31 protein-coding genes, 1 pseudogene and 1 riboswitch are annotated in these 26,980 nt (G+C 51.5%); of the genes and pseudogenes, 15 read left to right on the top strand and 17 right to left on the bottom strand.

The genetic code is table 11. The features are described 5' to 3' along the window. Nucleotides 1-6: 6 nt before the first annotated feature. The 5 genes from Q7C21_RS03140 to ascF all read right to left on the bottom strand — a co-directional run bounded on the left by Q7C21_RS03140 (nucleotide 7) and on the right by ascF (nucleotide 5,388). Nucleotides 7-762, bottom strand: coding sequence for an ABC transporter permease (locus tag Q7C21_RS03140; protein WP_375150375.1), 756 nt, complete (start codon nucleotides 760-762; stop codon nucleotides 7-9). Beyond that, nucleotides 759-1,499 (bottom strand): ABC transporter ATP-binding protein, encoded by a 741-nt coding sequence (locus Q7C21_RS03135; RefSeq protein ID WP_003854950.1) that lies wholly within the window; start codon nucleotides 1,497-1,499, stop codon nucleotides 759-761. The genes Q7C21_RS03140 and Q7C21_RS03135 overlap by 4 nt, the downstream gene beginning before the upstream one ends. Further along, on the bottom strand, nucleotides 1,496-2,197 hold the full coding sequence (gene tenA / locus Q7C21_RS03130) for a thiaminase II (RefSeq protein WP_003854952.1): 702 nt from the start codon (nucleotides 2,195-2,197) through the stop codon (nucleotides 1,496-1,498). The genes Q7C21_RS03135 and tenA overlap by 4 nt, the downstream gene beginning before the upstream one ends. 68 nt (nucleotides 2,198-2,265) lie before the next feature. Next, nucleotides 2,266-2,368: riboswitch (TPP riboswitch) on the bottom strand. A 105-nt stretch (nucleotides 2,369-2,473) separates the two neighbouring features. Beyond that, nucleotides 2,474-3,904 (bottom strand): 6-phospho-beta-glucosidase, encoded by a 1,431-nt coding sequence (locus Q7C21_RS03125; RefSeq protein WP_375150374.1) that lies wholly within the window; start codon nucleotides 3,902-3,904, stop codon nucleotides 2,474-2,476. A 35-nt stretch (nucleotides 3,905-3,939) separates the two neighbouring features. Then, the gene (gene ascF / locus Q7C21_RS03120) at nucleotides 3,940-5,388 is read right to left on the bottom strand and encodes a PTS cellobiose/arbutin/salicin transporter subunit IIBC (RefSeq protein ID WP_375150373.1); all 1,449 of its coding nucleotides are present in this window, start codon (nucleotides 5,386-5,388) and stop codon (nucleotides 3,940-3,942) included. A 257-nt stretch (nucleotides 5,389-5,645) separates the two neighbouring features. On the opposite strand from ascF, the gene Q7C21_RS03115 reads away from it, so the two are divergent. Next, complete coding sequence (locus tag Q7C21_RS03115) at nucleotides 5,646-6,662, top strand: LacI family DNA-binding transcriptional regulator (protein ID WP_003854958.1); 1,017 nt, start codon at nucleotides 5,646-5,648, stop codon at nucleotides 6,660-6,662. Here the strand turns inward: Q7C21_RS03115 and Q7C21_RS03110 are convergent. Next, nucleotides 6,659-7,408, bottom strand: coding sequence for a DNA-binding transcriptional regulator YciT (locus tag Q7C21_RS03110; protein WP_008924592.1), 750 nt, complete (start codon nucleotides 7,406-7,408; stop codon nucleotides 6,659-6,661). The genes Q7C21_RS03115 and Q7C21_RS03110 overlap by 4 nt on opposite strands. 76 nt (nucleotides 7,409-7,484) lie before the next feature. After that, nucleotides 7,485-8,750, bottom strand: a complete 1,266-nt coding sequence (locus tag Q7C21_RS03105; RefSeq protein WP_375150372.1) for a DUF1479 domain-containing protein — start codon at nucleotides 8,748-8,750, stop codon at nucleotides 7,485-7,487. A gap of 254 nt (nucleotides 8,751-9,004) precedes the next feature. Between Q7C21_RS03105 and Q7C21_RS03100 the strand changes: the two genes are divergently transcribed. Continuing rightward, nucleotides 9,005-9,826, top strand: a complete 822-nt coding sequence (locus Q7C21_RS03100; protein WP_375150473.1) for a Cof-type HAD-IIB family hydrolase — start codon at nucleotides 9,005-9,007, stop codon at nucleotides 9,824-9,826. A gap of 13 nt (nucleotides 9,827-9,839) precedes the next feature. On the opposite strand, the gene Q7C21_RS03095 is transcribed toward Q7C21_RS03100, so the two are convergent. Next, complete coding sequence (locus Q7C21_RS03095) at nucleotides 9,840-10,244, bottom strand: winged helix-turn-helix transcriptional regulator (protein ID WP_375150371.1); 405 nt, start codon at nucleotides 10,242-10,244, stop codon at nucleotides 9,840-9,842. Nucleotides 10,245-10,354: 110 nt separating this feature from the next. On the opposite strand from Q7C21_RS03095, the gene Q7C21_RS03090 reads away from it, so the two are divergent. Further along, nucleotides 10,355-11,401 (top strand): NAD(P)-dependent alcohol dehydrogenase, encoded by a 1,047-nt coding sequence (locus tag Q7C21_RS03090; protein WP_375150370.1) that lies wholly within the window; start codon nucleotides 10,355-10,357, stop codon nucleotides 11,399-11,401. Nucleotides 11,402-11,626: 225 nt separating this feature from the next. On the opposite strand, the gene Q7C21_RS03085 is transcribed toward Q7C21_RS03090, so the two are convergent. Beyond that, nucleotides 11,627-12,313 (bottom strand): hypothetical protein, encoded by a 687-nt coding sequence (locus tag Q7C21_RS03085; protein ID WP_375150369.1) that lies wholly within the window; start codon nucleotides 12,311-12,313, stop codon nucleotides 11,627-11,629. Between the two features lie 338 nt (nucleotides 12,314-12,651). After that, entirely contained in the window at nucleotides 12,652-12,876 is a 225-nt protein-coding gene (locus tag Q7C21_RS03080; protein ID WP_283543453.1) for a hypothetical protein, read from the bottom strand. A 229-nt stretch (nucleotides 12,877-13,105) separates the two neighbouring features. Here Q7C21_RS03080 and Q7C21_RS03075 point away from each other — a divergent pair, with 229 nt between their 5' ends. Together Q7C21_RS03075 and Q7C21_RS03070 are read left to right on the top strand one after the other, a co-directional pair. After that, entirely contained in the window at nucleotides 13,106-13,414 is a 309-nt protein-coding gene (locus Q7C21_RS03075) for a hypothetical protein (protein ID WP_003854970.1), read from the top strand. A gap of 188 nt (nucleotides 13,415-13,602) precedes the next feature. Next, nucleotides 13,603-14,697 carry a diguanylate cyclase gene (locus Q7C21_RS03070; protein ID WP_008924597.1) on the top strand — a complete coding sequence of 365 codons (1,095 nt, stop codon included), beginning with the start codon at nucleotides 13,603-13,605 and terminating at the stop codon, nucleotides 14,695-14,697. A gap of 36 nt (nucleotides 14,698-14,733) precedes the next feature. Here the strand turns inward: Q7C21_RS03070 and map are convergent, their stop codons facing one another. After that, nucleotides 14,734-15,519 (bottom strand): type I methionyl aminopeptidase, encoded by a 786-nt coding sequence (map, locus tag Q7C21_RS03065; protein WP_003854972.1) that lies wholly within the window; start codon nucleotides 15,517-15,519, stop codon nucleotides 14,734-14,736. Beyond that, nucleotides 15,516-15,761 carry a ParD-like family protein gene (locus Q7C21_RS03060; protein ID WP_003854973.1) on the bottom strand — a complete coding sequence of 82 codons (246 nt, stop codon included), beginning with the start codon at nucleotides 15,759-15,761 and terminating at the stop codon, nucleotides 15,516-15,518. The genes map and Q7C21_RS03060 overlap by 4 nt, the downstream gene beginning before the upstream one ends. Nucleotides 15,762-15,983: 222 nt before the next feature. On the opposite strand from Q7C21_RS03060, the gene Q7C21_RS03055 reads away from it, so the two are divergent. Further along, nucleotides 15,984-16,403 carry a cell envelope integrity TolA C-terminal domain-containing protein gene (locus Q7C21_RS03055; RefSeq protein WP_316250744.1) on the top strand — a complete coding sequence of 140 codons (420 nt, stop codon included), beginning with the start codon at nucleotides 15,984-15,986 and terminating at the stop codon, nucleotides 16,401-16,403. 109 nt (nucleotides 16,404-16,512) lie between these two features. Here Q7C21_RS03055 and Q7C21_RS03050 read toward each other — a convergent pair whose 3' ends face one another. Together Q7C21_RS03050 and Q7C21_RS03045 are read right to left on the bottom strand one after the other, a co-directional pair. Further along, complete coding sequence (locus Q7C21_RS03050; protein ID WP_375150368.1) at nucleotides 16,513-17,004, bottom strand: hypothetical protein; 492 nt, start codon at nucleotides 17,002-17,004, stop codon at nucleotides 16,513-16,515. A gap of 362 nt (nucleotides 17,005-17,366) precedes the next feature. Next, a complete protein-coding gene (locus Q7C21_RS03045; protein WP_003854978.1) occupies nucleotides 17,367-17,615 on the bottom strand; it encodes a hypothetical protein in 249 nt (82 codons plus the stop codon). 576 nt (nucleotides 17,616-18,191) lie between these two features. Here Q7C21_RS03045 and Q7C21_RS03040 point away from each other — a divergent pair. After that, nucleotides 18,192-18,713 (top strand): GNAT family N-acetyltransferase, encoded by a 522-nt coding sequence (locus Q7C21_RS03040; RefSeq protein ID WP_375150472.1) that lies wholly within the window; start codon nucleotides 18,192-18,194, stop codon nucleotides 18,711-18,713. A gap of 39 nt (nucleotides 18,714-18,752) precedes the next feature. On the opposite strand, the gene Q7C21_RS03035 is transcribed toward Q7C21_RS03040, so the two are convergent. Both Q7C21_RS03035 and Q7C21_RS03030 read right to left on the bottom strand, forming a co-directional pair. Next, nucleotides 18,753-19,268, bottom strand: coding sequence for a GrpB family protein (locus Q7C21_RS03035; protein WP_375150367.1), 516 nt, complete (start codon nucleotides 19,266-19,268; stop codon nucleotides 18,753-18,755). A 260-nt stretch (nucleotides 19,269-19,528) separates the two neighbouring features. Next, nucleotides 19,529-20,701: an EAL domain-containing protein gene (locus tag Q7C21_RS03030; RefSeq protein WP_003854980.1), complete on the bottom strand. Its 1,173-nt coding sequence runs from the start codon at nucleotides 20,699-20,701 to the stop codon at nucleotides 19,529-19,531. Nucleotides 20,702-21,309: 608 nt separating this feature from the next. On the opposite strand from Q7C21_RS03030, the gene Q7C21_RS03025 reads away from it, so the two are divergent. From Q7C21_RS03025 to Q7C21_RS03015, 3 genes are all read left to right on the top strand, one after another. Continuing rightward, complete coding sequence (locus Q7C21_RS03025) at nucleotides 21,310-22,281, top strand: D-2-hydroxyacid dehydrogenase family protein (protein ID WP_110411932.1); 972 nt, start codon at nucleotides 21,310-21,312, stop codon at nucleotides 22,279-22,281. 184 nt (nucleotides 22,282-22,465) lie between these two features. Then, nucleotides 22,466-22,783, top strand: a complete 318-nt coding sequence (locus Q7C21_RS03020) for a helix-turn-helix transcriptional regulator (protein WP_003854984.1) — start codon at nucleotides 22,466-22,468, stop codon at nucleotides 22,781-22,783. Continuing rightward, on the top strand, nucleotides 22,780-23,307 hold the full coding sequence (locus Q7C21_RS03015; protein ID WP_375150366.1) for a rhodanese family protein: 528 nt from the start codon (nucleotides 22,780-22,782) through the stop codon (nucleotides 23,305-23,307). Before Q7C21_RS03020 ends, Q7C21_RS03015 begins: the two co-directional genes overlap by 4 nt. A gap of 93 nt (nucleotides 23,308-23,400) precedes the next feature. Here Q7C21_RS03015 and Q7C21_RS03010 read toward each other — a convergent pair whose 3' ends face one another. Continuing rightward, nucleotides 23,401-23,748, bottom strand: coding sequence for a hypothetical protein (locus Q7C21_RS03010; protein ID WP_033742849.1), 348 nt, complete (start codon nucleotides 23,746-23,748; stop codon nucleotides 23,401-23,403). A gap of 53 nt (nucleotides 23,749-23,801) precedes the next feature. Here Q7C21_RS03010 and Q7C21_RS03005 point away from each other — a divergent pair. From Q7C21_RS03005 to Q7C21_RS02985, 5 genes and pseudogenes are all read left to right on the top strand, one after another. Beyond that, nucleotides 23,802-24,161, top strand: a pseudogene (locus Q7C21_RS03005) (methyl-accepting chemotaxis protein); the annotation flags it as partial. 193 nt (nucleotides 24,162-24,354) lie between these two features. Next, nucleotides 24,355-24,915 carry a fasciclin domain-containing protein gene (locus Q7C21_RS03000; protein WP_003854991.1) on the top strand — a complete coding sequence of 187 codons (561 nt, stop codon included), beginning with the start codon at nucleotides 24,355-24,357 and terminating at the stop codon, nucleotides 24,913-24,915. Nucleotides 24,916-24,976: 61 nt separating this feature from the next. Then, on the top strand, nucleotides 24,977-25,525 hold the full coding sequence (locus Q7C21_RS02995; protein WP_039661468.1) for a sigma-70 family RNA polymerase sigma factor: 549 nt from the start codon (nucleotides 24,977-24,979) through the stop codon (nucleotides 25,523-25,525). Next, a complete protein-coding gene (locus Q7C21_RS02990) occupies nucleotides 25,522-26,199 on the top strand; it encodes an anti-sigma factor domain-containing protein (RefSeq protein ID WP_375150365.1) in 678 nt (225 codons plus the stop codon). The genes Q7C21_RS02995 and Q7C21_RS02990 overlap by 4 nt, the downstream gene beginning before the upstream one ends. Before the next feature lie 40 nt (nucleotides 26,200-26,239). After that, on the top strand, nucleotides 26,240-26,752 hold the full coding sequence (locus Q7C21_RS02985) for a GNAT family N-acetyltransferase (protein WP_375150364.1): 513 nt from the start codon (nucleotides 26,240-26,242) through the stop codon (nucleotides 26,750-26,752). Nucleotides 26,753-26,980: the final 228 nt, after the last annotated feature.

The raw sequence follows: 26,980 nt of genomic DNA, 5'->3' as shown, positions 1-26,980 counted from the left end.
GGGTCATCAAATTGTCTCAGGAGCCCAGCTAATCAGGCGGCGCAGCAGGCGATCGATAGTCAGCCACAGGGCGAGGGTCATCAGCACCAGAATGAACAGGGCAGCGAAACAGAGGTCGCTCTGCATCCGGGCATTGGCATTCAGCATCACGAAACCCAGCCCTTCCGCTGAGCCGACCCATTCGCCGATAATTGCCCCTATCGGCGCGACGGCCGCCGCCATCCGTAACCCTGAACCCAGCGCAGGCAGCGCCGCTGGCAGCCTGACATGGCGCAGTTGTGCTGAAGGGGAAGCGCCCATAGTGCGAGCCAGGTCAAGGTAGCCGGGCGTAACGCGGCGCAGGCCATCAAAAAAGCTGGAGGTTACCGGGAAGAAGATCACCAGCACGGCCATCGCGACTTTGGCGCTCATGCCAAAGCCAAACCAGAGAACCAGCAGCGGAGCCAGCGCAAATACCGGAATCGCCTGGCTGGTGATCACCAGCGGCATCATCCAGCGCTGTAACCACGGTGAATAGGTCATGCCCAGCGCCAGCACACCACCCAGCAGCACGCCGAGCGCCATGCCGCTGAGGATCTCGGTCAGGGTAATCAGAGTGTGATAGCTGAGATAGTCAGCGTTCTGCCACAGCGCAATAGCGACTGCAACGGGCGAGGGCAGCAGAAAGGCGGGAATGCAGGTCAGCGTGGCCAGCCACCATGCTGCAATCAGACCGGCAAACAGCGTAATTCCACGACGCAAACGGACGAAACGTGTGCTCATCTGGCTATTCCGCTTAGCTGTTTCAACAGTGCGGCCTGACTTCGTATTAAGCCGGCGTCATCGGCTGCCCTTGGCGGCAGGCCCTGTAGTGGTGGAGAGGCTTCGATTCCCGCCGCACCGATCACCAGCAGGTGATGACTGAGACGACAGGCTTCGGCGGCATCGTGGGTGATCAGCAGCACCGTGTGACCGACCAGCACCTCCGCCGCCAGCATCTGAATCTCATGACGGGTCAATGCATCCAGCGCGGAGAATGGCTCATCCATTAACACAACAGGCTGACGCGTGTAGAGAGTGCGGGCCAGCGCAGCGCGCTGACGCATCCCGCCGGAGAGTGTAGCGGGGCGCGCGCGGGCGCTCTGGCTCAGCCCAACCCTTGCCAGCAGATACTGCGCCCAGTCGCGATCGGCTTTCTCGCCTTTCAGCCGACTGGCCAGGCAGACATTTTGCTCAATCGTCAGCCACGGATAGAGCAAATCCTGTTGCCCCATCCAGGCGATGCGTCCGGTCAGCGGAAGGCCATCGCTGCCGCTAATCTGTCCCGAACTGGGTGGCGTAAGACCGGCAATGACACGCATCAGGCTGCTTTTGCCTGCACCGCTGGCACCCAGTAACGCCGTAAATTTACCCCCGGCGATCTCCAGATCAAGCTGACTGAAAAGTTGTTGCTGACCCAGCGTAAGGCTGAGCTGGCGAACTGAAATACCTGGCGGTGTGGCATTGCACAGCTGGCTCATGGTCTGACCCGAAGATCGGCAGCGTGATCTATCCCCATTTGCCAGAATGCCGCTTCCAGCCGGGTCGCAGTGGTGAAAATCTCCGCCAGCCGATCAAAACGTTGTTCTCCGGCGCGCTGCTGAGCCAGCGTTTCAAAAAGTATCAGTGACGAGCCTACCCCGGCCAGATAGGCTTCATCGCCGTAATTTTCAATCCATTCGGCGTAAGGGTTGCCCTCAATGCGCGTCGCAGGATCATCCAGCAAAGTCAGGCCGATTTCAGCGTAACCGGCAACACAGGGCATCAGCGCCGTTATGAGCTCCAGTGCATCGCCGGTGTGACCGGCATCCAGCACATAACGGGTGTAATTGAGCGTTTCCGCTGCTTCGGGTTCGCGTGCCATTGTTGCCTCGCTGATGCCCCATTGCTGGCAGTAAGCGAGGTGCAGCGGCAGTTCACCGATAATCGCGTTAAGTGATGCCGTAGCGCGTCGTAGAGCGTCAGGCTCAGAGAGTTTGCTGATCAGCAGACCCCAGGCACGGGCGAAGTGGAGCAGGAACAGATAATCCTGGGTGAGATAGTGACGGAAGGCGGCAGGAGGCAGCGTACCCTGACCGAGTTGCTGCACAAAATCGTGCCTTACATAGGCGTGCCATTGCGTGCCCGCCTGCTGGCGCAGACGACCATAGAAACCGGTCTCGAAAAGCGGATGTGACATGGGATCTCCATTAAAAGGGAGATCCGGGCATACGGTCTGGAACAGGGGATAGTGCAGGAAATGAGACAGAAAATCTGCCGACCCGTCCCTTCGCTGGCATGACCCAGATCAGGTTCAAAGGGTTCGGCTTTCGCCATCTCAGCCCATGACAGGACACCCCTCGGAGACATTCGTTATACGATAATTAGTGCCTGAGTACAACGCATGCGTCAGTGTTATGCTCAGGCACGTCTGCTAAGTAACAGTACATTCAGATATGCTTTTTAAGTGACAGTGTCACTCAAGATCTGCGCCATTACTGGCAATCACTTTCTTATACCACCAGAATGATTTTTTACGCGTACGCGCCAGCGTGCCGTTACCCAGATCGTCGCGGTCTACGTAGACGAAACCGTAGCGCTTGCTCATTTCGCCGGTCGAGGCGGCAACCAGATCGATACAGCCCCAGCTGGTATAACCCATCACCGGTACACCATCTTCAATGGCGTCGCCCATCGCGCGGATATGTTCACGCAGATAGCTGATACGGTAATCGTCATTAATCTCGCCACTGGCGTCGACTTCATCGCGCGCGCCCAGGCCATTCTCCACCAGGAAGAGAGGCTTCTGATAGCGGTCATACATCATGTTCATCGTGATACGTAACCCCAGCGGATCGATGCCCCAGCCCCAGTCACTGCGTGGCACATGGGGATTGGTCAGGGATTTCACCACGTTGGCGGCGCTACTGTTCTGCTCGTTCATCTCTGCCGACGCGCAGCGTGAGGCGTAGTAACTGAATGAGACAAAATCGACGCTGTTTTTCAGAATGTCGGCATCACCGTCAGCGATCTCCAGCGTCACCCCTTTTTCATGGAACACGCGGGCAGCGTAAGACGGATAGGCACCGCGCGCCTGCACATCTATAAAAAAGAGGTTTTCGCGGTCTTTCTCCAGTGCAGCCCAGACATCTTCCGGTTTGCTCGACCAGGGATAGAAATTGCCGCCGGCCAGCATGCAGCCGACCTGATTGACCGGATTCACTTCATGCGCGATTCGCGTAACCAGCGCGCTGGCAACCAGTTCATGATGTGCCGCCTGATATTTTACCTGGTCTCTATTCTCGCCGGGTTCAAAGACCAGGCCAGCCCCGGAAAACGGACTGTGCAGCAGGATATTGATCTCGTTGAAGGTCAGCCAGTATTTCACCAGTCCATCAAACGCCTCGAAACAGCTTCGTGCGTAACGGGCAAAAAAATCGACCATTTTGCGATTGCGCCATGAGCCATATTCCGTGACCAGATGCATCGGGACATCAAAATGGCAAAGCGTGACCAGCGGTTCGATATTGTATTTCCGGCACTCTTCGAAGACCGCACGATAAAACGCAATGCCTTCCGGATTAGGCGTCAGTTCGTCACCGTTAGGATAGAGCCGGCTCCAGGCAATTGAGGTGCGGAACACGCTGAACCCCATTTCGGCCATCAGCGCAATATCTTCCGGATAGCGGTGATAGAAATCGATAGCGTCATGACTGGGGTAGAACTCGTCGTCACGCAGGGCAAAACGTTTTTCCAGACCCAGTTTAACCGGCATCCGGTTTGGGCCATGCGGGATCATATCGACGGTGGTTAAGCCCTTTCCGCCCTCACGAAAACCACCTTCACTCTGGTTAGCGGCCAGCGCGCCGCCCCATAAAAACCCTTGCGGGAACCTTGAATCAGACATGCAATCCTCTTTTTTGGGTCAGCCTGACCCTTTTCCTAATGGCTATTGATCGCGTTAGCGCGTTCGGTATCAGGCGCAGGTTGCGCAGCGCTTTCGGGTTCTGTCTCAGGAATATCCTCGAAGCCTAACAGTAGCGTCAGCACGAATGACAACACCACCGAGAGCACCATGACCGCGCCGACCCAGACAATACTCATGGGATTGGTGGGATCGAAGAACTGTACGCTGGTAAAGAGGCCGGGTGAGGCCATCGAGTGGCTGGCCAGCCCGCCAATGCCCGCAACCGCGCCACAGATAAAACCACTGATCAGACAGGCGATCAGTGGGCGTTTCAGGCGCACTGCAACGCCATACAGCGCCGGTTCTGAAATCCCTGCGATAATGGCTGATGCCGCTGCCGCCAGTGCGGTCTGGCGCAGTTCACGGTTTTTAGTGCGGAACGCCACCGCCAGCGACGATCCGCCCAGCGACAGGTTGGCGCCGATCTCTGACGGCATCACCATGCCTTCTTTGCCGGTTTCGGCAATGGTCTGGATAATGGTTGGTGTGAAAACCCGGTGCATACCGGTCATCACCAGCAGCGGCCAGAGAGCGCCCATAATCGCAACCGAAAGCCAGCCAAGGTAGCCATGGACGGTGTAGACCAGCGCGGAGATGCCGCTGCCGATCCAGATACCAATCGGGCCAATCAGCACAATCGCAATGGGTGCTGCAATCAGCACAATCAGCATCGGTTTCAGGAAGTTTTTAGTGACCGCAGGGGTGATGCGATCCACGCCTCGTTCAATGTGTGACAGGATCCACGTCATCACCAGCGCCGGGATCACCGTATAGGTATATTTCACCGCGGTGACCGGAATGAAAGCGAACTCGACCGGCTGGCCCTGCGCCGCTTTTGCCATCAGCTCAACAAAATTGGGATGGACCAGAACGCCGGCAATGGCAATCGCCAGCGACATATTAGTTTTGAACTTCAGCGCCGCTGAGGCGGCAACCATGATCGGCAGGAAGAAGAATGCCCCGTCGCCAATGACGTTGAGGATCACCAGCGTTGATGAACCTTTTTCAAACACGCCCGCCATATCAAGAATCATCGCCAGCAGTTTCACCATGGACCCACCAATAATGGCTGGGATCAATGGCGACATGGTGCCCACCAGCGCATCCAGAATGCCTGCGCCAATACTTCTCAGGGTAATTTTGCGTTTCACCAGCACAGTCGAAGCTGCGCCGGGCGATCCCAGTTCCAGCACCGCCTGGTAAGCCTGCGATACGTTATTCCCGATGATCACCTGGCACTGGGTATCGTTTTGTACCACGCCCATGACACCTGTGATGGCTTTAAGACGTGGATAGTCGACCTGTGTTTGATCCTTCAGGACAAAACGCAGGCGGGTCATGCAGTGAGTGACGGCTTCGATATTGGTGAGGCCGCCAAGCGCATCGACAATGGCGCGTGACACCTCGGCATAGTTCATGGGCATGATCGCTCTTCTCTGTAGGGTAAATCGGTCAAAATTTTTATGTTTTTAATGCCTGCAAGCAGACAAATAGGAAACCGGTTTCACAAAATCATGAAGGTCTTTACGTTCGGCGACAAGAGTATAAATCGGGCAGATTTCTATTTTGTGAAGTGCATCACCTGCTAAATTTGATGATGTGCGTATACATACCGGGTAAATATTTCCAATATTGAGAGGCTTAGGTAGACTGCAGGACGACGTAGCAAAGGAGCATCACAATGACAACGATTCAGGAAGTAGCAATTAAGGCGGGCGTTTCAAAAGCGACAGTGTCACGTGTGCTCTCCGGTAATGGCTACGTCGGACAGGAAAAACGTGAAAGGGTGTTGAAGGCGATTGCAGAAACCGGGTATCGGCCTAATTTGCTGGCCCGCAATCTGGCGACAAAAACGTCTCAGACAATCGGACTGGTCATCACCAACACGCTTTACAGCGGCAGCTACTTTACTGAGTTAATGGCCCACTCCGCACGCATGATGGAGCAGCAGGGCCGTCAGCTGATTCTGGCGGACGGCAAGCACACCGCCAGGCAGGAAGAGGCGGCCATTCAGTTTCTGCTCGATCTGCGCTGTGACGGCATCATCATCTATCCGCGCTTCCTCAGCATTGACGCGCTGGATGCGATTATCTCCAGCCACAAACAGCCCATTCTGGTTATTAACCGGCGGCTCCGCGTCAACCACAGCTACTGCATTTACAGCGATCAGCACGCCAGCAGTGCCACGGCCGTGGGCTATCTGCTGAACCAGGGACACCGCGATATCGCATTTATTACCGGTTCGCAGGATTCCCCGACCGGCGTTGAGCGCCTTAACGGTTATCGTGCTGCGCTGGCGGCAAAGGGCCTTAACGCTGACGACCGCCATATTGTGGCGGGTAAATGGACGGCGCAGAGCGGTATGGCAGCCGTCGACACGCTCCTTGAGCGCAACGTGTCATTTACTGCGCTGGTGGCCAGTAATGATGAGATGGCGATTGGTGCAATCAAACGCCTGACCGAGTGCAACATTGCAGTACCCGATCAGGTCTCGGTAATAGGCTTTGATGATATCCCGCTGGCACCCTATATCACGCCGTCATTATCGAGTATGAAGCTACCGGTCACAGAAATGATCGACGAGACGATCAACCGGCTGGTAACCATGCTGGACGGGGGGGACTGGCAGACTCAGGCGCCTTTCACGGCCAGCCTGATGATGCGGGACTCCGTGACTAAAGGCCCCTGGTCGGCTTAACCTGTCGCGATCTGTATCACCTCGATCCCCTGTTCGCTGAGTTGCACGACCGTCGCGGAATCCAGTGTCTCATCAGTAATTACATGCCCGACCTGAAAGCCGGATGAGAGCGGATAGGGGTGAATCTGACCAAATTTAGACGCGTCAGTCAGCGCATAGCTTTCAGCGCCTTTCGCCAGCACTGCATCTACCACATCACAGCGCAGCATATTGCGGCCGGTGAAACCCGTCTCCGGATGCCAGCCATCCACACCAACAAACGCTTTGTGAAAATGGACCTGCTGAATGGAATAACGCGTCAGCGGACCCACAACGGATTCACTGCTTTTCTGCAATAATCCGCCAAGCACAATCACTTCACAGGCAGCCTCCCGCAGAAGCTGGGCAATGTAGTGGCTGACGGTAATCAGCGTAAGGTCCGCACGGTCGGCCAGCGCCCGCGCCAGCAGCGCATTGGTACTGCCCCCTTCGATGAAAACCGACTCACCCGCCTGCACCAGGCTGGCCGCATGTCGTGCCAGCGCCTGCTTGGTAGAATAACGGGTATTCATGCGGGTGCCGACGTTATCGCTATCCAGTGCCAGCGCAGAGCCATGAACCCGGCGAAGCAGCCGATCACGTTCCAGCAGTGTCAGATCCTGGCGCACCGTCACTTCCGAAACTCCGGTATGCTGCGCCAGTTCACTGACAGTTACGCTGCCCCTGTCATTAACTAATTGAATGATCTGATGATGTCGCGGGTTCATAATCGCGCTTCGCCGTTAAATAAAAGAGGCAGTGTAACAGGGATTATCCCGCGCCGGTGCGCGACGCGGGGTTGCGTCAGGCTAAATTCAGAGACCGTCGGCCATTGAGGTTGAGATCTTCCGGCATGAAACGTTGCTCCCATTCTGCTTCATAGTCTTCAGGCGGGAAATCGGCCGGTGAACGTCCCTGCTCCAGCGCCTCTGCAACACGACGGGCATAAGCGCGGTTTTTCTCACACATCGGTGCTGCGGGGATATACATCACGTTGCCCCAGCCTTGTTGGTTCTCAACCGGTGCAACAGCGTGAATCACATCACAGTGCCACCACACGGAATCACCCGCCTCAAGAGCCGGTATTGAACAGAGCCCGGCAATCAGGTGCGGATGCCACTGTTCATTCACGGGCAATACCCGACCCGGCGTCACACCGCACAACTCATCTTCAGGCACATCCGAAAGCAGCGGACGCAGCAAAACGTAAGCCATCGCCTGCGGCACCGGCACCACATGCAACAGGCCCTGGCCGGGGATCATATCGGAGAGCGCGGTCCAGCCCTGAAAGGTGCGAAACACAGAACATTTGGTGGTGCCTGGCAGATCATATTCGTTAACTTCGGTACGGTGAGCCGCGTCCCAGGGATCGTATGCGGCAAATTCACCGTGGAACAGCTTACTGAAAACCTGCTGATAAGCGGGCAGCAACCAGCGTTCAAGTGCTCCTGAATCGGTGTGGGCACCCAGGCCTTTAGAGGTTGTACCCGGCAAGCGACGACGGATGCGGTCGGGATAGATAACGCTGACATCCGGATCAAACCACTGCTTGCCCTGGGAATTAAACGTCCATAGCCGGTTAAGAAAAGATTGTGCCTCTGCCATTGCCGGGCTCTGCCGCGCCTGCATTTGCGCCTGCGACCAGTAGACGGGATAGATTTCAGGACGGGAGGCAGCCAGGGTGCCAAAAAAGTCATCACCGGGCCCACGATACTGTTCATCAAAATGATTGTGATCCAGATAGTCGAGCATCGACTTATCCCAGGCCAGAGCCTGATTTCGTGCAAAATGCTGCTTAATCACCACACAACCGCGACGTTTAATCAGCAACCGGGTTTCATCTGAAACCTTTCCTTCAGTAATGTCCTGCATTGGCACGACCGGCCAGGCCGTGCCGGTTTGCGCTTCCTCTGTTTTTGCCTGCGCAATGGCAGTGGTGATGTTGTCGCAGACCTGTTTGAACAGAGCATCAACATCGCCGATTTGTTGACGTAACTGCTGTTTCATTTTGCGGATAGCGGTTTTGACGTCGTCAGGTAATGGGGTAGCCAGGGTTTCATCACGGATCATATTCTGCTCCTTTATCGTCATGGTTGAGTTTCGAATGTAATTTAAATAATCTTCATTCGTAATTTGTCGTTGAGCTTAACATTCTTTTAACGACATAAACCGTGCGCGCTAACACAACTGATGAACCGGAACGCTCTGAAATCCGTTAGCAATGTCACTATTTGCATTCTCATTAATCCACACAGCGAGTAAGCTTTATGAATCAAATCAATCAGCCGAAAGGACAGAACGGCGAACGTAAAGGGGCAGGCGAAATGGCGGTTAAGATGATTGCGGTGGATATGGACGGCACCTTTCTGGACGATGATAAGCAGTACAACGTCCAGCGGTTTTCACGTCAGTATGCGCTGCTGAAGCAGAAGGGCATTCGTTTTGTGGTGGCGAGCGGGAATCAGTACTACCAGCTCCAGCGCTATTTTCCCGACATTAAAGATGAAATCGCGTTTGTGGCAGAAAATGGTGCGTGGGTTTCGGACTGCAATGAAGAGATTTTCTGCGGCGAGTTAGCGCAGGAGAAAGTGCATAAGATCCTCGATATCCTGGCGCATGAACCCGACATCGCGGTTGTGGTCTGCGGACGTAATGGTGCGTATGTGCATGCATCCGCTTCAGACGAGATGATGGCGCAACTGGCAAACCATTATCACCGACTCGAAAAGCGTGATGACCTTTATGCCATCGACGACACCATTTTCAAGTTCTCGCTGAAGCTGGAGCACGAAGGCGTAAATGCACTGCTGCAAAGACTGCACGCCACACTTGGCGAGCTGGAAAACATTATGCATCCGGTCTCCAGCGGCTTTGGCTTTATCGATCTCATCATTCCCGGTTGCCATAAAGCACACGGCATTGCGCTACTACAGGAAAAGTGGGGCATCAGTGACTGTGAAGTGCTGGCGATTGGTGACAGCGCCAATGACATTGAGATGCTGCGTCAGGCCTGCTATAGCTTCTCGATGGCAAATGCTGCTGAGGCTGTCGCCGCCGTGGCGCACTATCAGACACAGAGCAACAACGACGAAGGCGCGCTAAATGTGATTGCGCGCGTGCTGGCGCGCGAATTCCCGTTCGATTAATCCGTAACGTGCATCACTGGCGGTCATCTCCGCCACTCTCCTGATGGCTGCGCGCATGATTTTCCATTTCATCCAGCGCAGCCTGATTCTCCAGACCCCATTCATACATCTGCTCAATCGGTTCTGCAAAGGTATGGCCGAGTGGTGTAAGGCTGTACTCCACTTTCGGCGGGACAACCTGCCAGACATGACGCGACACCAGCCCGCGCTGCTCAAGCTCGCGCAGCGTCTGAATCAGCATCTTCTTTGAAATTCCCTGCAGGCTGCGCTCCAGTTCCCCTGTGCGCGCCCGATTTTCCGGCAAGTGATAAAGCGCATGCAGCACCATCGTGCTCCATTTCACGGAAAAGAGCTCAAGCAGGCGACGTGGTGGTGAGTCCGCATAAAAATAAAGTTTTCCTTCAACCCAGACCGGCACAGTCTCTCCTCACATTCATGGTAACCAAAAGGTAACTACTACCAAACAGGTTCCTGCATGTCTATAGTGGGCCGCTTTCTTTACGACCATCAGATGAGAAGAGGCAACAGATGAAAATTAACGCGCTGGTAGCCACCCAGTCAGATCAACCGTTAAAGGCGGGTCAGATTGAGTTACGTGACGTGCAGGCTGACGATGTCAAAATCGAAATCCTGTATTGTGGCGTCTGTCATTCTGACCTTCATATGGCACGGAATGAATGGGGCGTGAGCCGCTATCCACTGGTTCCCGGTCATGAGATTGTGGGACGCGTGGTGGATAAAGGTGACAATGTCACACGCTTTTCTGTCGGAGATACGGTGGGTGTGGGTGTTATGGTCGATTCATGCCGTGAATGCCATTTTTGCCAGCAGGAAGAGCAATATTGCGAGGCGGGCTTCACGCCAACCTATAACGGCACCGACAAATATACTGGCAATACCACCTTTGGCGGGTATGCGCAGCATGTCATTGCCGACCAGCATTTTGTGGTGACGGTACCCAACAATCTGGCGCTGAGCGCTGTGGCACCGCTGTTGTGTGCAGGTGTGACTGTCTGGTCACCGTTGCAGCATTTTAATGTTAAAGCAGGCGACCGCGTAGGTGTTATCGGCCTTGGCGGACTGGGACACATGGCGGTTAAGCTCGCCAGCGCATTGGGTGCAGAAGTCACTCTGTTTACCACTTCTCCTGCAAAAGGGGCGGATGCGCGCCGTCTGGGTGCTAAAAACGTGGTCATCTCGCGAGACGCGGCACAAATGGCAGCGTGTCAGGCCTCCCTGGATATCATTCTGGACTGTGTGGCTGCGGCTCATGATCTCGATCCTTACCTCAATGCGCTGAAAACCAATGGTCAGCTGGTGCTGGTCGGCATCCCCGATCAACCGCATAAGTCACCGAATGTCACCCCAATGGTGTTTCGCCGCCTGAGTATTAGCGGCACCTCAATTGGCAGCATTAAGGAGACGCAGCAGATGCTCGACTTCTGCGGTCAGCACAACATCACGGCTGACGTTGAGATGATCACCGGTGACGACGTTGAAAAAGCCTTTGAACGTATGCTGATTGGTGACGTGAAATACCGTTTCGTTATCGATATGCAGAAAACTCACTGGTAATGACGGCAGGCCCGCTATCAAAGCGGGCTTTCTGGCGGAGATTTGTCAGCGCTAAGTGGGGTATAATAAGGCCGTCATATAGTTACAACATACAATTATTGTGTTCGTTTCGCGTTTCATTGAATTCGCTGCAAAAATGGGCCTGCCAGTAACAATGGCCAGATTGTGACAAAAAAATACCCGGCTCACTGTGGCCGGGTATCCTGATACCGCCGATGATCCTGGTTAATCCTGTTCTTTATCCGCGTCACCCTTTTCTGATTCATCTTTATCCATCACATGGATGAAAGGCTTAAGCAACTGAATATCCAGAATCACATACACCATGGTGCTGATGAACAGCGAAATCACACTACCGAATACACCGCTGGTGGTGAATGTAAGATAGTTATAAATCACCAGCCAGGTTACACAGATAAACATCGCCAGCGAAATGGAGAGGTTAGGCACGGAGTAATTGCTGGTTCCGCCATCCTGGGTGTGTGTCACCTTGAACAGGTTTCCGATGGCGTATTTCTCCAGCACCAGAATCGTCTTTTCCCAATTACGCTGTTTACGCGCACTGGCGCGAGTCAGGAAAAGATAGAGAATAGAGATGAAGAAACCGGAGAAGGCGATGAGTACCGGAATCGCTTCCAGCGCATAGGCAATACTTTTATGGCCCGTGCCCGGGGCGCTGAGATCAAGCGTCAGTGAAGCACCCAGCGCAGCATACAGAAAGAGAAACAGCAGCAGAAACGTCAGGCTACGCTTCCAGTCGCCATCGGCCTCTGCACCTTTTTGCTGAATGGCCAGCTGAAGAGATTGCTGAATTTTTTGAGCCTGCGGCGATTCTGTTTCGAGAGTGTGGCAGGGTGCATCAAAGAAGTTTTGCATAAACAGCTCATCTTCTTTGTGAATGGTGATTTTCATCAGAAACCTGTGTTCGGGGAGTTTGCTTTATTCTAATCAGCACCGGTTGAATTAACACTAAATTTGGCGTTGAACCGGATGAACACTCTCCGGCTTACCGGGTAGACAGACGCAACAGGCTGCTTTCCATTGATTTCGTTGCAAACGATTGTGCGGCATTCATTTTCAAGCCGCATCGGCTGATCGTGCAGCAGGGCTGCAATGGCGTTATCGGGTGCTGCACGCCATATACCTTCTTACAGACCCTCGAAACTTCGAGCATCCTGATTATCCTGCACCACAACGCAGACGGTTCTGACGGCGTTATCCCTCTGAAACAGGTCATGAATCAGGCGGGATTATTTCTCATCAGGGTTATCCAGCGCTTTAAACTGCTTAATGGCTTCGTTGATATTGTTAGTTTCTACAGTCGCAATCCAGCGGTCACCATTGAAAACATCATAGCGGGCGTTGTGCAACTGAAACAGCAGATCTCTGCCTCTGAAGTGTATGCGTTTCTGTTTAATGCCAATCCCATGCCGCCGTAATAATGCCTGTGACAGGCGATCGGTCTCTCTTATCATTGGTTCTGCTCTCTGGCGGTACGTGGTCACTACCATTAAACCTGATGAACATTAGTTTAATATTAAGAAAGAAACCTGATTGAGTCAGGCTTACAAATAGGATCAGGCGTATTTGTCCTGCCGGAAGGCTCATGAAACTATCACGTCGACGGATTAATGCCATTCCCTGCATTCACGAACGGCAAATGCGGTACACTTGCCTGAATAACTCGCCACAGGACATGCCGCTATGAACGATAAGAAGATGATTTCCATTGATCAGTTCAACGCTGATGAACGTCTGGCCGTCGAGCAAACCTACAACGGACTGGCAGAGAAGTACCGTCAACGAACCGGTAAAGAGCCTGATAGTAAGAAAGAAAAAGAATTTAATAGTGAAGCACGTCAGATCGTCATGACCAGTAAACTGGAGAAGGAAAAAGCGCTGGCGCTAAAAGCGCAGAAAAAGCCGCTTCGTAAAAAGAAGCCCTCTTCATTGACCGCCAGTGAAGTCAGCGATTTCAACTGGTCTGCCTCAATCGTTAAAGGCCGCAGATAATCTGCATCAGAGATGCCGCGCGTTATTCACGACGCGTGGCAATCTCTCACCGCTGTTTCCAGTCCCGTAAGTTAATTACACCTTTTAATTAACTCGCGTACAAGCAATAAGAATAATCTGCAAATAATTCACAATTTTTCTTCATTTACCGATAAACTTACCTGACCTGTAACTGCTTCAGTGCGCGTATGAATTATTACACCCCCGATGATGTACAACTGAAGCGACGTTCGACGCGATTTGTCCGGCGAATGTTTATGATGCGCCAGCTTGGTACCTTTCTCTGTTTTCTGCCCATTCTTTCTGTCCTGATGGAGATGGGAATGTGCCCGCAACTCTGCGCCTTGTTGTTTACTAATGCGTTTGTCTGGCCTTATGCAGCGTACCGACTGGCGTTGCGATCCCGCGACCCCACTGGATTTGAACGCAAAAGTTTAACGCTGGATGCCGCCTTTGGCGGATTCTGGGTTGCAAACATGGCGCTAAGCCCGTTGCCCTCAATTATTATCATGGCGGTGCTGATCTCCGATCGCTATTCGGCTGGGGGCTGGGTTCAGCTGAAATCCGCAATAAAGGCTTTTCTGTTTACCTTCATGCTGGCCTGGCTGGTGGAAAAGGCGCCCATTCTGCTTAATTTCAGTACCCGTACCGTCTGGCTGACCTTGCCGCTGGCCAGCGGATATCTGCTGGCACTCAGCGTGGTGTCACATAATCTGACCCTGAGTCTGCGCAAAAAGAACCGCGAGCTGGAACGTATTGCACTGATGGATCCCGGGCTGAAAATCCCAAATCGACGTCTGTTTGAGCAGCGTCTGGAAAGTGAGTTTTTGCGCACCCAGCGAGGTGAGGGTAAAGCCTGGCTAATGCTGCTGGACGTTGATCATTTCAAGCAGGTGAATGACACCTTTGGGCATGAGGCTGGTGACTTTCTACTGGCAGAAATCTCGGCACTGCTTCGTAATAGCGTCGGACTGAAAGATATTCCTGCCCGTTTCGGGGGTGATGAGTTATGCGTCATTGTGCGGGATGCAGACGAAGCCAGCATTACGCTGCTGGCAGAGCAGATTAAACAGGGCATTGCGCTGCTGCGGCTGCCAGCGTCTCCCACTTTTCAGTGCTCGGTGAGTATTGGAATTGCACCGGCAAGTGATGCGGAATCAATCCATCAATGGCTGAGATGCGCTGATGAAGCGCTTTATCAGGTTAAGCGCGCCGGTCGCAATAACATACAGGTCTGGCATTCGGGCACGCTGGAAACGCTGGATGAAGTCAGAAGCAGATAGAGAACACTGCCTGAGACAGTGTCTCAGGCAGGGGGATTAAATTGCGGGATAGTCGCCGGTGCCTTCAGGCCACGGCGTCAGCAGATCAAAACCTTCTTCAGTCACTGCGACGGTGTGTTCCCATTGCGCGGAAAGCGAGCGATCTTTCGTGACCACCGTCCATCCATCTGACAGCACGCTGGTGCCTGCTTTACCGGCGTTGATCATCGGTTCAATGGTGAAAATCATGCCAGCTTTCAATGGCATCCCTTCACCGGGTGTGCCGTAGTGCAACACCTGCGGATCGGTGTGGTAAATCTCCCCGACGCCGTGACCGCAATATTCACGCACCACCGAGAAACCTGCGGCTTCCGCAACACGCTGAATTGCTGCACCCACATCACCTAGCGTCGCGCCAGGACGAACTGTTTTAATACCCGCAACCATCGACTGATAGGTGATCTCAACCAGACGTTTGGCCCGGACTGATGGGGTGCCGACAAAGTACATGCGGCTGGTATCGCCGTACCAGCCATCTTTGATGACCGCCACATCGATATTCACAATATCGCCATCCTTAAGCGTCTTACTGGCCGGAATACCGTGGCATACCACATGATTAACCGATGTGCAGGTGGTGCGGGTATAGCCGTGATAGCCAATGTTCGCGGGTGTGACCTTAAGTTCATTCACAATGAAGTCGTGGCAGATATCATCCAGTTCTTCCGTGGTGATACCGGGACGCACATGAGGCGTGATCATCGCCAGTACCTGAGCAGCAGCCTGTCCGGCTGCGCGCGCCATTTCAATTTCCGCTGCGGTATGTATTTTAACGGTGTTCATGACACGTCTCCTTGTGGGATGAGGCTCTCTTTTGGGAGCATACTGCGAATATCAGCGCTGCCTTCCAGTTCAAGCCGGATCAGCATTTGCGCCAGTTGGTGTTGAGTCTGCTGCGGATAGAGTTCAGCCAGCATGCCAAGCTTAAGCCAGTGTTCTGCCTGGGCATTGATCGAGCGGCTCATCGCCTGGCTGGCGATGCGGAGATTCTCATGCATCAGGTCGGAAATTTTTACGATACCCATACAAGCCTTATATGAAGTGTATACGTTTCGTATAGAGTAACGGTAGCGGATGTGATTTGCAAAGAGGGCGTGAATGGCTGTATGAATTTCCGTACAAGTTTTATAGACTTTGTCGGGTTGCCGGTGTGGAGATCGTGGTATTTGCTTTGAAGAGAGTCTATTGGCGGTGGCTACTCAATTGCACTATTCATGCTACAAATCAGGAAAATCGACAGGGAAGCCATGATGAAAAAAATTGTTGTTTTAACATTCGCACTGGTCCTTTCCGGATGCAATACACGGACAAACCCTATCAATCATAAGGGAATTAAGTCTCCAGACGCATCAGAGATTAAATCACAGTGTGAAGCTCAGACACCTCAGCAAACGCAACAACGCGAGGCGATGCTTTGGATATGCCAGGCCTCAACATCAATACAGCATCGCTTCTTCGATGCAGATACTTATCGCGGTAAAACATGTGACGTAAGAATTAAGCTGGCGCAACGTGATCATTCGGTAAAGATAAATGTTGTGGGCGGCGATCCGGATCTGTGCGTTGCGGCTACTGAAGCCATTAATCAGGCAGTAGATAACAATACTTTCCCCGTGGGCCGCCCATTCCAGAAGGACAGTATGACAATCCATTTTGCTCCGCAGTAAAGGATGAGAGCTATCCGGAGTGTAACGCACTGGATTCAATGCTGATCTGTTTACGTGTTACGCTTCTGAAACCCAGACTACGCTCTCACATGCTGTATCAGGAATAATGTCACTTACCGATATAAATATTATCAAAGCCGGAAGCTGGGCTTCGATTAAGTACGACAGTGAATGTTGTGGTTGTCGGATTAGCAAATTTCAGGTTGAAACGGCAGAGGGCCGTTTTAAGTGGAATGACTACGCGTTGCCATTTTGAGGTGTAGCAGAACATGACGTTCTGAAATGAATAACCCTGTTCCTGTGTAAAGCGCTGAATAGATTCTATCATCTCTGCAGTAATGAGATGCGATTCAAATATCACGCTGTGATAATTTTTATTTTCAAGATCCTGTAAACACTTTTTAAGTGAAATAATAACGTCGCTAAGATCGGACGTGTCTCCTGGTGTGCCAAAAACTGACAGGCGTAATGAGACATCTTTTTTTCTTTTATCAAAATAGATAAATCGTCCTGAAAAGCTGCGTGTAATTTTCAGGTAATATATCCAGAAGGCAATAAGAAACAGCATAGCTAATTTGATGGAATCTGAGTCTGTCATCATGCCTCCGCAGCGAATAATATACAGGACAGGTTTCGCCAGAGTGCAGAGAATATCACAAGGGTATGTCGGATGAGCCTGATCTTTTAAGGACGACTACAACGTTATACCCTCTCAGCTTGCAGCCCATCTGATGAATCAGACGCGAAAGTCGCCTTGTGTTCAACACTCAGTTTACGACTGATCAGCCAGACCGCTGCACGGGAAAGCCTTTGCGAGGTGGGTGAAACCCAAAGCAACCTGAAAGCCTGGCGGTCGAGGCCCAGGTCCGCCTCGGACGGATGCGTCATTCTGTTGAACAATTACGCTATGCGGCCGGAGACCGACTGCTAAAAACGGTAAACAGATGTCGAACTGCGATGCAGTTACACGTTGCCAGCAGCAGGCAACAGATTCTCACGCCGATAGGAGCACCATTGTGACCAGCAATGCTCAGGATTGATATCAAAATAGCCCCGGCATTCGGCCATCGTGAAAGCAACATCACGCGGCACTTCGATAAACGTGGCGTTATCCCGGACGTGGCGGACTTCATCCTCTGTCAGTGGGCTTCCTTTCTCATTCTCTTTTTTCATCAGTAAGGGAATGAGGGCAGGTATATAAACGATGCTCATTTTTCATTTCCCGCAGTAGTGAAAACAGACGCCGTCGGGACGTCACGTCTTTGTGGGCTCTTCATCATGTTACAGGTCACGTTCCGGACGTCTCTGCTTCCTGAAATATATCGGTTCATCGTTGTTCCAGTGCTGCCAGACTACTTAAAGTGCATTGCTCTGGGAAACAGGCAGGAGCGTTAAGCCCGGCTGGCTTGCCAGAGAGCGTGATGAACATGCAGGAGCAATATCTTCTATTACTCCTCCCTTTATGTTTTTATTTTCTCATTATGTTTTCGACAAAAATCACGATATCTTCAGCCCGATTAGTCATATTTTTTAGATTGAGTTAAGTCATTAATCGCCGGCGATCTTAAAACAAGTCCGGATGGTAAAAAGAGGATTAATAGTGAACAGTAGCGGCGTCTGTTAATTTGACTTACCGGGACGTAAGCACGATGAAATAACGGCTATCACGTTATCACAACGTTGTTCAGGTGACGTATTGACTGGGTGACCGGCACCTTTTACTGTGTTTATTATCAGTTGTGCCCGTTTCTTTACCGAACACAGGAGGTTCTTTTGCAGCCAGACGTCATGCGGTTAGCCCTTCGTCCAGTCAGCGAAGCAGATGCAGGCGACCTTTTCAGGATTTATGGTGACCCTGCGACGAACGTGTTTAATCCAGCCGGTCCTTACCCGAATATTGAACATGCACGGGATGTCTTGTCTCGCTCAATAAGCCACTGGGAAACACAGGGTTTCGGCAATTGGGCTATTTCGCTTCGGGATGATCCTGACAGAATCATAGGCTTCGGAGGGCTGAGCATCCGAAACTTCGCCGATATCACGATCAATAATCTGGGGTATCGATTCTCGACGGAATCCTGGGGGAAAGGGCTGGCGACAGAGTTTGCCCGATATGCAGTCAGATATGGGTTTAGTGAGTTAAAACTCACGGAAATCTCTGCAGTGGTGAGAGCAAACCATCTGGCGTCACAAAAGGTTTTGATTAACGCCGGACTTCGGCATATTCGCGATGTCTATGATGTGCCAGATGCGGCGGCAAGCATGCTTTTTACCCTGAGCCGGGATGACTGGAATTTTACACGCCCCTGAAAAGATTCAGCCATGATGACACTCCACTGAATCCTGAACTTAACGAGTGTGGTCAATCAGCGCGAGTTGCAGATGATGCTCAATAAACCCGGCTTTGAGCGCGCTATATCGTTGCGCATTATTATTGCAGAGCAATACGGCAGTAGACTTAATCTCCGCATAGGCTTTAGCAATGTCACTGTTTTTTCTGAGATAATCCCGAAAAGCCAGGTGACGACGTATTTGCTCATCCCCGGTTGAAAATGCATGCACCTGATGGCTACGCAGATGGACACCTTTAGTGAAATATCGGCGTCCCGGAATGCCGTTTTCACCTCTGGCACTGTACCCGATGCTGCTCATGGCAGAGGTACACTCATCCAGCTGGTTAATATCAGAGACTTCCAGCAGTATGTCGATCACGGGCTTTGCTGCCAGACCCGAAACAGAAGTGCTGCCAATGTGATGAATATTCACTGCAACTTCCCCTAATAAGGCCTGTATCACCAGACGCTCAGCCTCGAATGCTCCCGGCCATTTTTCATCATAAGGCACCACTGAAATGGTCCGCGTCAATCCCGGCCTCCTTTGACCTGAAATTTCTTTCTGGCGGTTAAAGTACTTACCTGAAACTGGCGGGAAGGAACAACGTCAGTTCAGGAATGAACCGTAAGGCTACAGTTTTGTTGAACGTGAAGTCAGTGTCTGGTGGAAAAAATGTTCAACGGCAAGATTAGAGGCGGATACAGCCAGGGACATCCCTTTATGCTGTATTGCAGTGCAGTAGGGTGAAATGAGGTGATGAGTGCTGTCTGATTCGTAATTCTGACAGCAATCTATTTTGCTTCATTGCCGTGACGACCCGTTAGTTTGACACCGAAAACGCAGAAGCCTAACAGGTCCTTTGCTTCATCTTCAACACGCGTAACCATGACAAGATCGGATGAACCGTCGGGCAGTACGACTTCATATGGCGGGTAGGGTAGCCCTTTTATTCGGAATTCCTGCAGCCAGAGCAACTTGTCCGCCTGAGAGGGTATCACCTCATAAATGTATTTGTGAATAACATCCTGTGGGGCCCAGCCAAGCCTTTCAGCAAAGGTGTCGCTTGCATCAACAATCATCAACTCCGGGTTAAGAAAGCAGATGGAGGTACCAGGAACTGCGTACATTGATGATATCTGATGCGCCCGCTGGTCAAGAGAAAGACGCACAACCCGGCGAAGAAAACCTTTTTCGGGCGCCCTGGCGAGCATCAGGTGGCTTTCTGCCGCGGTCACCGGCTTGCCGAACAGATAGCCCTGCGCATACAGGCATCCAATTCCACGTAACATTTCAGCCTGTTCATCCGTTTCAACCCCTTCGGCGATCACATCCATATCAAGGCTTTGGCCTAGCCCAACTACGCTGGAGATAATTTTTCGGCTATCCTTTTTTTCCAGCATGGAGCGAATAAAGCTGCTATCAATTTTAAGAGTATTGACGGGTAATTGAATTAACCAGGAAAGACTGGAATAGCCTGTCCCAAAGTCATCCATCGCAATCGTACAGCCCATATCAGACAAGGCCTCAACCTCTGCACGGGCTGTTATGATGTCATCTAACAGGGCAGTTTCGGTTATCTCAATCTTTAATCTTGTCAGATCAAACTGAAATCGATTAGCAGTTTGACTGATCATTTCAGCCAGGTCTCTGCCATTGAGCTGAGAGGGTGACACATTCATCGACAGAAATTGCTGTTCCGGCCATGCAGCTGCCGTTTTGAAACCTTGCGCTATCAGGCTGAGCATCAGCTCGTCCAGCAGACCGTTTTGTTCCATAGCAGGAATGAAGTCTGCTGGTGGCGTAACGGTTCCTTGCGGGGAAATGTGGCGTGCGAGCATTTCAAAACCCATCACGCGCAGGTCTTCCAGTGAGACGATAGGCTGAAAAAACGGGTGAAACTCACCGCTGTTAATACGCCGTAGCAAAACTTCACGCGGCTCGTCATTTTTCACAACAGGTTTCATTTTATTCCTGTAAATCCATAATTTTCAGCCGGTTAAAAAACTATATACATTCTAAACAATGAAAATTGAACAAAAATGAGAGCATCCATTTCAATTTTTGAATTATCAGTCTGACCACATTAAATAATGTATGTTTAATAAGAGTGGTATGTTCAATCCTGCTTAACATTATTAACGGGTTGATATTCTGATGTTATCATTTTCAAATTATAACTGACGACGTAAGTTCACGTTCCAGATGTCTGTCATTATCGGCTAAGCCTCACTTTTCATTACCTTCTGATTGTAAGATGTTGACACAATCCCTCCTTTACATCCTGTAATGACTTCGCTTCCATTGACGGAATCTCGTCTCCACATGCAATAAGCCCTGGACACAACATTGAACCCTCGCGGATTCGAAAAGCGAGTGTTCTGAAATGTTCCTGAGAGGGTATGCGGGAAGCCCCGCGATGAGGGTAAACGGATCTGCTTGCCTGCAGAAATAACTCACATATCATGTAATTAAATATCCGCTATGGCACAAAGTCTGGAAGCCGTTAGTATGACATAACGTTATTTGATTAAAGTTAATGCACTTCGAAAATACTCCACAAATAGGATGATTGATGGCCATTCATATAGTGATTCCAGACGATTATCAGCTCGCTACTCAGCAGTGTGACTTTCTTCAGCAAAACGACAAATACCTCTGCTCGGCTCTGGGAGACCTTACTAAAGATTCAATGGCTGATCACCATCTCTCTGCAGCAGAGGCATTGATACTCATCAGGGAAAGAACAGTGGTTGATGCAGCCTTTCTGCGACGCACACCGCGTCTTAAATTAATCAGCCAGACGGGTAAGCTGGCGAGGAATGTCGATGTTGAGGCCTGTACAAGGGCGGGTGTGGCAATTGTAGAAGGGACCGGTTCCCCGGTCGCGCCTGCAGAATTAACCTGGCTGCTGATCATGGCATCACGCAGAAAATTAGTCTCTTCGGTGAATGCAATGGCCGAAGGACGATGGCAAACAGAAATAGGCTCTGCAGTCAATAATCAGCTCATCGGCATTCTTGGCTATGGGAAAATAGGAAAACGTCTCGCTTCCTTTGCAGCCGTTTTTGGGATGAGAGTGCAGGTATGGGGAAGTCTTCGCGCACAGGAAGAAGCCCGTACTGACGGATGGATAGTGCCGGAGAGTCGGGCGCAGTTTTTCGCCACCAGCGATGTGGTAACCGTACATCAAAGGCTGGTCGCGTCGACGGAAGGTAATATCACGGCGGCCGATCTTGCACTGATGAAAACGGATGCGTTATTTGTGAATACCAGCCGTGCTGAACTCGTTTCGAAAGGCGCATTGTTAAACGCCCTGAAACTGGGGCGCCCCGGATTTGCGGCACTGGATGTTTACGACGATGAACCGTTGTACGACGCGCAACATCCTTACCTGCAGATGCCAAATGTGCTGTGCACGCCACATCTGGGCTATGTCGAGAAGGCCAGCTATGCGCTCTACTTCAAAACGGCCTTTGATAATGTCGTACGTTACTTTAGTGGTGATAGATCACATGTGATTAATGCTGGGGTATCAGAACGATAAATTTGTCCGTGATCTGGCGGTAAAGGCTTTTTCTGACCGTGCATTTCTGATGCCGGACGATTCAGTTGCAGGCTGTGTGCTTACCGTCAGGCCTCTTCAACAGTCATCGGCAAAATTAGTCATTGCATCCCGCCTGCTTGTATTTTAGTATTTACTTAATTTAGAGAATCCTAAAATAGTAAACATGAAAAACAGTCAGCTTGTTCGGTTGCAGGAAAGCGCTTCGCTGGCGACAACGTTGCTGAAGTCGATGAGTAACAGCAATCGCCTTTTAATCCTCTGCATCCTTATTGAAAAACCCGGCACCTCGTCAGGGGAGTTGGCCCAGCAAAGTGGGCTGACACCTTCTGCCACCTCTCAGCACCTGGCGAAAATGAAAGAAGATGGTCTGATTGAGTCTTCAAAGGTGGCTCAGCGGGTGAACTATTTCATAAAAGACGATGCGGTTAAAAAAGTTGTCTCCACACTAAAAGATATCTATTGCCCGGAGGATTTAAAATGAAGTCTGAATCGATATCGCCGTTGCAAGCCAGTGAGCTGATTGCGCAAGGAGCCGTGCTGATTGATATCCGCGAACGTGCAGATTATCTCAGAGAACACATTCCGGAGGCGGTCTCACTGCCACTTTCCGACATCACCGCGGGTAAATGCGTCGATAACGCAGGCTCCCTTCCTGTGATTTTTCACTGTCAGGCAGGGATGAGAACCACCAGTAACGCTGATGTACTTATAAAAGCGGCAACCTCTGAAAACGTCTTCCTGATGTCCGGAGGCATTAATGCGTGGAAAAGTGCCACGTTCCCGACCGTCGAAGATAAAAAACAACCGTTGCCTGTCATAAGACAGGTTCATATTACGGCGGGTTCACTGGTTCTGCTGGGTGTTGTATCTGGATATACCCTCGATAGCCGATTATTTTTGCTCTCAGGAGTGATAGGTGCCGGTTTAATTTTCTCTGGCGTGACGGGTTTTTGCGGGATGGCAACGTTGTTGCAAAAAATGCCCTGGAACAGAACGGCGAAATAGATTCCAGGACGCATCTTTATTCTCAGCTTTCATCAATGGGAGGAAGATGCGCACTGTTTTCATCGTATAAAACCACAGCGATACTTTATGTCATTAAGACCACTCTTTATGTATCGATTCCAGCATAGAGACTGTATCTATTGTAATGTCAGCACGCATGACCGGACTGGTCAGCCTGTTACTGTCCAGGCACGCATGTATATGCTGAACTTCATAAACAAGCTCAAAATCGCAGGGAAAATGCAGCTCTTCTGTTTCGCCGATGGAATAATGCACGGTCGCCCGTCTGGCTTTCCAGTAGTCGGGTATTTCAATGTAGCCTTTTTCACCATAGATAAATGCTTTGTTAATAGCATTAACCTGCTGGGAGATTTTACTGACGATGAGAATGCCAGCCTGCGTGGTCAGATTAATAACACACTGTGCATCGGTGCCTGACAATGAACGAATTGCTGTACTCGCGCGATATTCCGGCATTTCATCAAACAGAAAAGGTCGCCGGTGAAGTCAGGACGCTGGCGCAGCGCAGCGCGACGGCTGCCCGGGATATTAAACATCTGATTGAAGAGGCTGTGGCGCAGGTTGAAAGTGGTGTTGTCGTTGCAACCGGAACCGGCAAGAGTATTCTGGATATCAACGCTATGGTCGGAAAACTGGCTGTGGCAATGGATAACATCTCGCTCGCCTCGGCTGAACAGATGCAGGGTATTTCTCAGGTCAGCATTGCGGTAAACCAGATGGATGGTGTGACGCAGAATAATGCGGCGCTGGTGGAAGAATCCTCTTCTGCATCGCAGTCTCTCTCAGTTCAGGCGCACTCTTTACGTGAAGCCGTTAACGCCTTCCGCATCTGAGCAGACAGGTAACTACTCAGGTCCGAATGGACTTATGACAAACAGTGAGTGACATCTGTTCAGGCCCCGGCAGCGGGGCCTGAACAGGCAGCTCAAAAAAAGTAAAATTTTTTGCATCCGTTTCCCTCCCTCATTCGTATTAACAGATAAGGGCACTTCGGCCCTGTCCGCAAACTGAATGAGGGAAGTGAAAATGAAGCCATTCCTGCCAACTCTGCTTTTATCTGCATTAGTCTTCAGCGGCGCCACTTTCGCGGCGAGTATGGACAGCGACACGGTGATGGTCGGTGGAGCGGCCATGTACCCGTCAAAAAATATTGTTGAGAACGCAATTAACTCCAAAGATCACACCACGCTGGTGGCCGCCGTCAAAGCCGCCGGGCTGGTTCCGACGCTTGAAGGCAAGGGGCCTTTTACCGTATTTGCACCCACTAATGCGGCGTTTGAAAAATTGCCGAAGGGTACCGTCGACTCCCTGCTGAAGCCCGAAAATAAACAAAAACTGACCAGCGTGCTGACCTATCACGTGGTCGCAGGAAAAATGGACATGAAAGCGCTGGAGAAAAAAATCAAAGCTGGTGGCGGTAAAGCCGAGCTGAAAACAGTTAATGGCGAATCACTCTGGGTGATGTCCAACGGCCCACATAACATTCAGCTTAAAGATGCTCAGGGCAATATTGCTAATATCACCACCTATGATGTGAACCAGAGTAACGGTGTCATCGACGTTATCGATACTGTACTGATGCCATAAAGCGTTACCTATACTGTGTGTGGCCACTGATTGCGTGGCCACACCTTTTACAGGGAAGCCGATGACAAAAAATGTGCCCCACATTCAGGCCGACTTAATGAACCAGATAGCCGGCGGTGATAAAGCTGCTCTTGAGCAGCTTTACCGCGTCCTGTCGCCCCGACTTTATGGGATCATCCTGCGGATGGTCAGGCGCCGGGACTGGGCAGAAGAGATCCTGCACGACACGTTTATCCACATCTGGCAGTCGGCAAACTATTACGATGATGCGCGCAGTGAGCCGCACATCTGGCTTAGCCACATAGCCAGAAATCGGGCGATTGATTTCCTGCGAAAACATGAGAACCGATGCTGTTCACTGGAAGAAATCAGCGAAGCGGAAGCGGGTTTTCAGGCGTTACTTCCCGCGGATGACAGTCCTGCAGAGGCGCGTCGTCTTCAACATTGTATGGCGCACTTACCTTCAGAACAGCGACAAAGTATTTCGCTCGCTTATTATCGTGGCCTGTCGCAGAGTGAGATTGCGCTCTCCATGAGTCAGCCTGAGGGTACGGTTAAAAGCTGGATCCGTCGCGCGTTAATCCATCTTCGGGAGTGCATAGGCCTATGACTGCTCAGGAACACAATGATCTCACTGCGGCGGAATATGTGCTGGGTCTTACCGACGATGTGACACGCCATCGGCTTGATAAACGTCTCAATGACGATTCACTCTTTGCTGCAGAAGTGCTGCGCTGGCAGAAAGCGTTTAGCGGCATCGATTTGCTCACCCACGACGTTATTCCTCCCGCTACGGTCTGGCCGCTGATCAGGCAGGACCTTAACCGGAACGCTGACGCCTCTGGCACGATATCAGTCCGCAGGCAACCTGGCTTCTGGCTCGGCTGGAGTCTGGCGGCGGCAATGGCGGGCCTCCTCCTTTACACCCAGGTGATTAAGCCGGATACCCCGCATTCCCTGCAGCCCATTGCGGTACTCAGTGGCGCGCAGCCCAACGCACAGTTTGTGGTGAGTCTGGATAAGTCAGCGTCACGCATTCAGGTCTCGGCGCTAAACATCACGCTGCCAGAGAATAAAGCCCTGCAACTTTGGCTGATCAGGGGCAGTGCTGCGCCGCGATCGTTGGGACTGATCAATCACACCGACAGTAACGCTTTCCGATTAGCACCAGGCGAGTTAAACAATCAGACGGTGCTGGCGGTGAGTCTGGAGCCTGTGGGGGGTTCTAAACTCAGCGGGCCATCCGGGCCGGTGATTTTCCAGGGCAAAGTGACGTTGCTCTGATAGTCAATGGCGCAGGTTCAGCCGGAATTCAGGAGACAGGGTGAGTGGGTGGCAATCCGAATGGCAAACCGCCATTTCTTTACATTCACAACATCAGGGGGAGGACAAAAGAATGGAAATCAGAGCGGCCATTGAGTCTGATGCGACAGGCATCAATGAGCTGATACACAGTGTGTCGATAAAGTGTAACTTTTCAGAGGCAGAGCCCTGTCCGCACTGGTTTATCGAGAGCATAAAACCCGATGTGCTTAAACCGTTGATCGTTGCAGATGACTATCTCTGGCTGATTGCCGTGGAAAGAGGTGAGGTAACAGGCGTACTCACCCTTTTCGAAGGCAATCTAGTGAAATACTTTTTTGTGCATCCAAAGTTTCACCGTCAAGGGGTGGCAAGGGCACTCTGGCAGCAGGTAGCGCCCATGCTGCGATCAGAAATCAGTGTACGGTCCTCACTCTTCGCCGTTCCCTTCTATGAAAAACTGGGATTTAAGAGAGTGGGAGAGGTTAAGTTTTTCAACGGCGTATCATTCCAGACAATGATGGCTCGGTTCTGATTTAAAAGAGATTTTTTAATTTCTTCATTTCTGCAGTAAATATGGCCCTGCCACGCGTTTAGTAAACCCGCTTTGGGAGCGAGTGGACCCGGGCAGGCCACTCTTCTTGACTTATCACTGCGTACATTCTCTGTATTCAACTCGCTGACTTATTGCACCTTCCCCGTCCGGCGATGCCAGGGCGGCGGATGTTTTGCAGCGTTTTTACGTTTCATCTGCCTCTTTTTA

It is taken from the genome of Pantoea sp. ANP04, assembly GCF_041982285.1.
Taxonomy (GTDB): Bacteria; Pseudomonadota; Gammaproteobacteria; order Enterobacterales; family Enterobacteriaceae; genus Pantoea; species Pantoea eucalypti.
Note: the sequence above shows the minus strand (reverse complement) of the source record. Positions and strands in the feature narration are given on the sequence as shown.